The organism is Edaphosphingomonas laterariae (assembly GCF_900188165.1).
Taxonomy (GTDB): Bacteria; Pseudomonadota; Alphaproteobacteria; order Sphingomonadales; family Sphingomonadaceae; genus Sphingomonas_E; species Sphingomonas_E laterariae.
In genome coordinates this window covers 1-6,071 of sequence record NZ_FZOS01000063.1, presented here as the reverse complement: position 1 = coordinate 6,071, position 6,071 = coordinate 1, and the positions used below count along the sequence as shown (strand labels likewise).

General features: G+C 66.1%; 6 protein-coding genes and 1 pseudogene. 2 read left to right on the top strand and 5 right to left on the bottom strand.

The window, feature by feature from the left end:
* Positions 1-155 precede the first annotated feature (155 nt).
* From CHB74_RS21150 to CHB74_RS21135, 4 genes are read right to left on the bottom strand one after another with little or no spacing between them, the layout of a single operon-like run.
* Positions 156-680 carry an LptA/OstA family protein gene (locus CHB74_RS21150; RefSeq protein ID WP_089221441.1) on the bottom strand — a complete coding sequence of 175 codons (525 nt, stop codon included), beginning with the start codon at positions 678-680 and terminating at the stop codon, positions 156-158.
* A 5-nt stretch (positions 681-685) separates the two neighbouring features.
* Complete coding sequence (lptC, locus tag CHB74_RS21145; protein WP_089221440.1) at positions 686-1,324, bottom strand: LPS export ABC transporter periplasmic protein LptC; 639 nt, start codon at positions 1,322-1,324, stop codon at positions 686-688.
* Between the two features lie 56 nt (positions 1,325-1,380).
* Positions 1,381-1,998, bottom strand: coding sequence for a ribonuclease D (locus tag CHB74_RS21140; RefSeq protein WP_089221439.1), 618 nt, complete (start codon positions 1,996-1,998; stop codon positions 1,381-1,383).
* Positions 1,999-2,049: 51 nt separating this feature from the next.
* Positions 2,050-2,850 (bottom strand): TerC family protein, encoded by an 801-nt coding sequence (locus CHB74_RS21135; RefSeq protein WP_089221438.1) that lies wholly within the window; start codon positions 2,848-2,850, stop codon positions 2,050-2,052.
* A gap of 255 nt (positions 2,851-3,105) precedes the next feature.
* On the opposite strand from CHB74_RS21135, the gene CHB74_RS22680 reads away from it, so the two are divergent.
* Both CHB74_RS22680 and murA read left to right on the top strand, forming a co-directional pair.
* Complete coding sequence (locus tag CHB74_RS22680; protein WP_089221437.1) at positions 3,106-3,891, top strand: cold-shock protein; 786 nt, start codon at positions 3,106-3,108, stop codon at positions 3,889-3,891.
* A 131-nt stretch (positions 3,892-4,022) separates the two neighbouring features.
* On the top strand, positions 4,023-5,306 hold the full coding sequence (murA, locus tag CHB74_RS21125; protein ID WP_089221436.1) for a UDP-N-acetylglucosamine 1-carboxyvinyltransferase: 1,284 nt from the start codon (positions 4,023-4,025) through the stop codon (positions 5,304-5,306).
* Positions 5,307-5,342: 36 nt separating this feature from the next.
* Here murA and CHB74_RS21120 read toward each other — a convergent pair.
* Positions 5,343-5,727: pseudogene (locus CHB74_RS21120) on the bottom strand (VOC family protein).
* Between the last annotated feature and the right edge of the window lie 344 nt (positions 5,728-6,071).

Below are 6,071 nucleotides of genomic sequence, written 5' to 3'. Positions count from 1 at the left end.
CCCGCAGCACTTCCCCTTCCACGCCAACCTCCAAAAGTCAGCGTTGAATCAGAAATCCAGTCCAACGTGAATCCCTAAAATGTCACTACAGCCTAAGCTCTTTGTTGGCCGCGTTTTCCGAGCCAGCGGGTGATTCCACCGGCTTGGAAAGCGCTTTAGTTGCCGCTGGGCCGCACGGTGAAGCGGCCGGTCACGCGGCCGCCGCTGGCTCCGCCGACGCCCTTGCCGTCGATGGTGGAACGGCCGCTGTCGAGATCGATCACCAGCCGGCCGCCATTGACGGTGTTCGCCCCCTGGGTGAGCGTAACGTTGCCGAGCATGGTGATGAGCCGCCGATCGAGATCGTAGATCGCGACCGAGCCGCGCGCGGTTTCCGACGGGCTGCGCACGGTGACGCCGCCCGACGCATCGAGCCGCTGGATCTGCGTGCCGCTGGTGCCGCCCGAATAAGCGACCGTCAGGCGCGCCGAATTCATCGTCAGATCGGCCTGGCGGACATTGACGTTGCCCGAGAAGATCGCGCGATCGGCGCGGTCCTGCACCTCGATGCGATCGGCCTCCACATCGACCGGAGCGTTGCTGTTATGCCCCTTGAGCGCCGACACCGCGCCCTGGCCGAGGGCCGGGCCCGCCGCCGAGGCGAGGAGGATCGAAAAGAGGAGGGCGGGTCCGCGCGTCATGCCGCTCATCTGCCGCCGCGCTGCACGATATGCAAGCGCGCGCGACCATCGAGCACCACGGTGCGGTTCGGCAGATCGGCCGTCATGCGGTTCGCGCTGAAATTGCCGAGCGGCATCGTGCCGTCCACCGCGCCGCCGCTGGCGACCTGCCGGGTCTTGAGATCGACCGCGACATCGCGCGTATCGAGCTGATAGCCGTCGGCGGTCTGGAAGCGGACCGCGCCGTCGACGAACACTTTTTCGCTGTTCATGTCGTAGCGGCCGGTTTTCGCGCCGATCGTCGCCGGGCCTTCGGGCAGCTGGATCTGCGCCGACAGATCGGCGAGCCGCACGACGGGATCGCTTGAACGGGTCTGCACCGCCGATCCGGCGCGGATGCTGAACGCCTGGCCCTTGGTATCTTCGCCGCGATAGACGGCATCGGATACGCGCAGCCTTTCCTTGGCCACCTCCACCCGATCCTTGGCGAGGACGAAGGAGATGTCGCGGCCCATGGTGAGCGGCGCGACCGCGAGGATCGCGACGAGCGCGCCGATCCCCGCGGGCAGCAATATCCGCAACAGGCCGATCACCCGGTCATGGCTCGCGCCCGGCGCGGCCCAGACCTGGCGATGGCCCCTTGCGAGATCGGCCGCCTTAGACATGGACTGTCCCGCCGGCGCGCACGCACGGCTGCGATGTCGTCAGGATCGGATGGCGATCAGACATGCGCGAAGATGTCGATCTCGGGCCAGCCGGCGAGATCGAGCTCCGCGCGGTGGGGAAGGAAATCGAAACAGGCCTGGGCCAGCGCCGCGCGGCCTTCGCGGGCGAGGCGGACGTCGAGCTTTTCGCGCAGCTGGTGCAGGTAGCGCACGTCGGATGCGGCATAATCGCGCTGCGCGTCGGTCAGTTCCGGCGCACCCCAATCGGACGATTGCTGCTGCTTGGAGACTTCCTGGCCGAGAATTTCGCGCACCAGTTCCTTCAGGCCGTGGCGATCGGTGTAGGTGCGCACCAGCCGCGACGCCGTCTTGGTGCAATAGACCGGTTCCGCCATCACCCCGAGCCAATATTTCATCGCCGCGAGATCGAAGCGGGCGAAATGATAGAGCTTGAGCCGGCTCGGATCGGCCAGCACCGCCTTCAGATTCGGGGCGGCATAATCGCTGCCCGGGCCGAAGCGGATGAGATGTTCGTCGCCATGGCCGTCCGAGATCTGGACGACGCAGAGCCGGTCGCGCTGGGTGATCAGGCCCATCGTTTCGGTGTCGATGGCGACGGGGCCGGGGGCGAGCACGCCCGCCGGCAAATCTTCTTCGTGAAAATGAACGGTCATCCAACCCGCATAAGCGCGGAGGGCTTAACGCTCAATGGCCGAATCGATCGATCAGGACGGTGATTCGCCGCGCCGCCTGGCCTGCGAGCGGCGCTGCCAGATGTTGAGCGCCTCCACACCGGCCGAAAAGGCCATCGCCGCGTAGATATAGCCCTTGGGCACATGGACGCCGAAGCCATCGGCGATCAGCACCGCGCCGATCATCAGCAGGAAGCCCAAAGCGAGCATCACCACGGTCGGGTTGCGGGCGATGAAATTGGCCAGCGGATCGGCCGCGATCAGCATCACCAGCACGGCGGTGACGACGGCGATGATCATCACCGGCAGATGATCGGTCATGCCGACGGCGGTGAGAATCGAATCGATCGAGAACACCATGTCGAGCAGCAGAATCTGGAAGATCGCGGCGCCGAAGCCGATCGTCGCGACGGCGGACTTGTCCTTGTCGAGCAGATCGTCGGTCGGTGTCTGATCGACCGAATGGTGGATTTCCTTGGTCGCCTTCCACACCAGGAACAGGCCGCCGGCGATCAGGATCAGATCGCGCCAGGAGAATTGGGTCTCGAAGCTGGGCTCGCCATGCGCGCCGGGCGCGCCCTGGATGCCGAGATCGAACACCGGCGCGGTCAGCCCGACGATCCACGCGATCATCGAAAGCAGGCCGAGTCGCATGATCAGGGCCAGGCTGATGCCCAGCCGCCGCGCTTTTTGCTGCTGGTGGGCCGGCAGCTTGTTCGACAGGATCGAGATGAAGATGAGGTTGTCGATGCCGAGCACGACCTCCATCACCACCAGAGTCACGAGGGCGGCCCAGACGGCGGGATCCGCGAAAAGCGCAAGAAGATCGGTCATGTCGCCACCTCTGCCGGGGGTTCCGATACGCGACAAGCGCGTCTGTGCAACAAACTGTAAATCGTGGATTCAGTTGCGGCGTGATGTGGCGCCACGGCGCCACATCGCATGATGAGTCGAAAGCGCTCGCCCCATCCACTTTTTTACGCTAATGATATGCGCTGGCGTGCTGGTTCTGGCGCCAGAAGTCTCGTGGCCGCGCCCGGCTTTGAGAACTTGCAAGATTGTGGGGCGACGGGAAAGACTTGGGCAAGCATGAGTTTCGATAGAGGACGGCGCGGGCAGCGCGGCGGCAGGGACAAGCGCGACGGCTTCGGCGATGACAATTACGGCGGCTTCGGCGGCGGTGATCGCTTTGGCGGTGGCGGCGGTTACGGCGGCGGCGGCGATCGCTTCGGCGGTGGCGGCGGTTACGGTGGTGGCGGCGATCGCTTCGGCGGTGGCGGCGGCTACGGCGGCGGCGGCGGCGGTGGTTTCCGCGGCGGCGGCGGTGGTGGCTTCGGCGGCGGTGGCCGCGGCATGCCCGCCCAGGTGATCGGCGAAGGCACCGGTGTCGTTAAGTTCTTCAACGGCCAAAAGGGCTTCGGCTTCATCGTCCGTGACGATGGCGGCGAAGACGTGTTCGTGCACATTTCGGCCGTCGAGCAGGCGGGCCTGGCCGGTCTGGCGGAAGGCCAGCCGCTTGGCTTCACGCTCGTCGACCGCGGTGGCCGCGTGTCGGCGACCGAACTGAAGATCGATGGCGAGCCGATGCCGGTGCAGGATCGTGGGCCGCGCGACGGCGGCGACGGTGGCGACCGTGGTGGCCCGCAGCGCCAGCTGACCGGTGAACGCGCCAGCGGCACCGTGAAGTTCTTCAACGCGATGAAGGGCTTCGGCTTCATTCAGCGCGACGACGGCCAGCCGGACGCTTTCGTTCACATCTCGGCGGTCGAACGCGCCGGCATGACCAACCTCAACGAGGGTGATAGGCTGGAGTTCGAGCTCGAGGTCGATCGTCGCGGCAAATATGCCGCGGTGAACCTGAACGCGATCCAGTAAGCCAAATCCCCGTCAATCGGGAAATGGCCCGGCCCGCGAGCTTCGCGGGCCGGGCTTTTTCTTGCCCCTTGTCCGGCCATCGCCCATCCGCTCCGTCTTGCGCGGAACGCGGGACTCGATAGAAGCGGCGCATGGATCGCATCATCATTCGGGGCGGCCAGCGCCTCGCCGGCCGCTTGCCCATTTCGGGCGCGAAGAATGCCGTGCTCACCCTCATGCCCTGCGCCTTGCTGACCGACGGCAAGCTGACCCTGAGCAATCTGCCGCGACTGGCGGATGTCGACAGCTTCGGCCATCTGCTCAACGAACTGGGCGCGACCACCAAGGTCGCGCGCGGCGCGGGCGACGAATTCGGCCGGGTGATGACGATCGACGCGAACCGAATCGCCTCGACGGTCGCGCCCTATGACATCGTCCGCAAGATGCGCGCGTCGATCCTCGTGCTCGGCCCGCTGCTGGCCCGCGCCGGCGAGGCGACGGTGTCGTTGCCCGGTGGCTGTGCGATCGGCAACCGGCCGATCGACCTGCATCTGAAGGCGCTGGAGGCGCTGGGCGCCGAGATCGAACTGGCCGCCGGCTATGTCCGCGCGATCGCCCCCGAAGGCGGGCTGAAGGGCGGGCGCATCGTGTTCCCGGTGGTTTCGGTGGGCGCCACCGAAAATGCGCTGATGGCCGCCGTGCTCGCCAAGGGCGAGACGATCATCGACAATGCCGCGCGCGAACCCGAGATCACCGATCTCTGCAACTGCCTGGTGGCGATGGGCGCGGAGATCGAGGGGATCGGCAGCGAACGGCTGATCATCCATGGCAAGGACCGGCTGCACGGCGCCGATTATCGCGTGATGCCCGATCGCATCGAGGCGGGCAGCTATGCCTGCGCGGCGGCGATCACCGGCGGCGAACTGGAACTGGCCGGCGCGCGGGCCGAGGACATGCAGGCGATCCTCGATGGCCTGATTCTGGCCGGCGCCGAGGTGAAGGTGACCGAGAGCGGCATCACCGTGGCGGCTGAGAGGCGGCTGAAGGCGCTGACGCTGTCGACGGCGCCGTTCCCCGCTTTCCCGACCGACATGCAGGCGCAATTCATGGCGATGCTCGCGCTCGCCGACGGCGCCAGCGTGCTGACCGAGACGATTTTCGAGAATCGCTACATGCACGTGCCCGAACTGGCGCGCATGGGGGCGGACATTCAGGTGCGCGGCCGCACCGCCGTGGTGCGCGGCGTCGATCAGCTGCGCGGTGCCGAGGTAATGGCGACCGACCTGCGCGCATCGATGAGCCTGGTGCTCGCCGGGCTGGCGGCCGAGGGCGAGACGCAGGTCCATCGCGTCTATCACCTCGATCGCGGTTATGAGCGGCTGGAGACGAAATTGTCGCAGGTGGGCGCGGATATCGAGCGCGCCGGCGGCGACTGAGCGCGGCCTGCGCGGTCGTCGGGCTGTCCGCCCGCTTTAGCCGGCGGGCGGCTCCCACAACCAGCGCATTGCCTTCGGGATCGTGGATCCGCGCGAAGCGGCCGATTTCCGGTGTCGCGTCCCATTCGGCCTTGGTGATGACCGCGATGCCGGCGGCGCGCAGCCGATCGAGCAGCGCATCGAGGCCATCGACGCGCAGGTTGAGCATCCACTGCTTGTCGGCGGCGAAATAATCGGTGTCGGCCTTGAACGGCGCGAACACCACCGGCCCGACCTGCACCCGCCACGCCCATTCGTCCGGCTCGCCCGCGCCCGCCGCGACACAACCCGCGCCGACGCCGAGATGATCGCGATACCAGGCCGCCAGCGAATCGGGATCGCGGGCGCGGAAGAAGAAACCGCCAATGCCGAGAACGCTCATCTCAGTTCTCCCCGTCGGGCAGGCCTGTATTCCGTAGCGGCAAGCAGGATTTCGCCGGCGCGGATGAAGTCTAGCACGGGCGCGGCTGTTGCAGAAACGTCGCAAGCAAGCCGATTTGGCGGGCAATTGTGCCAATTTCACTGGCCAGCGCGGAATTAGCCGTTTACGTAAACGGCAACTAGAAAAATCTAAAATAATCATTGTGGGAGAGACTGATGAGAAAGGCGCTTTGGCTGCTGTCATCCGGGTTGTTGATTTCCACTGAGAGCTGACCCGGGAAGGGCCGATATTTCCACTGAGAAGTGACCCATGTTGAACTCACCCCTCCGGCTTGGCGAGCGGGG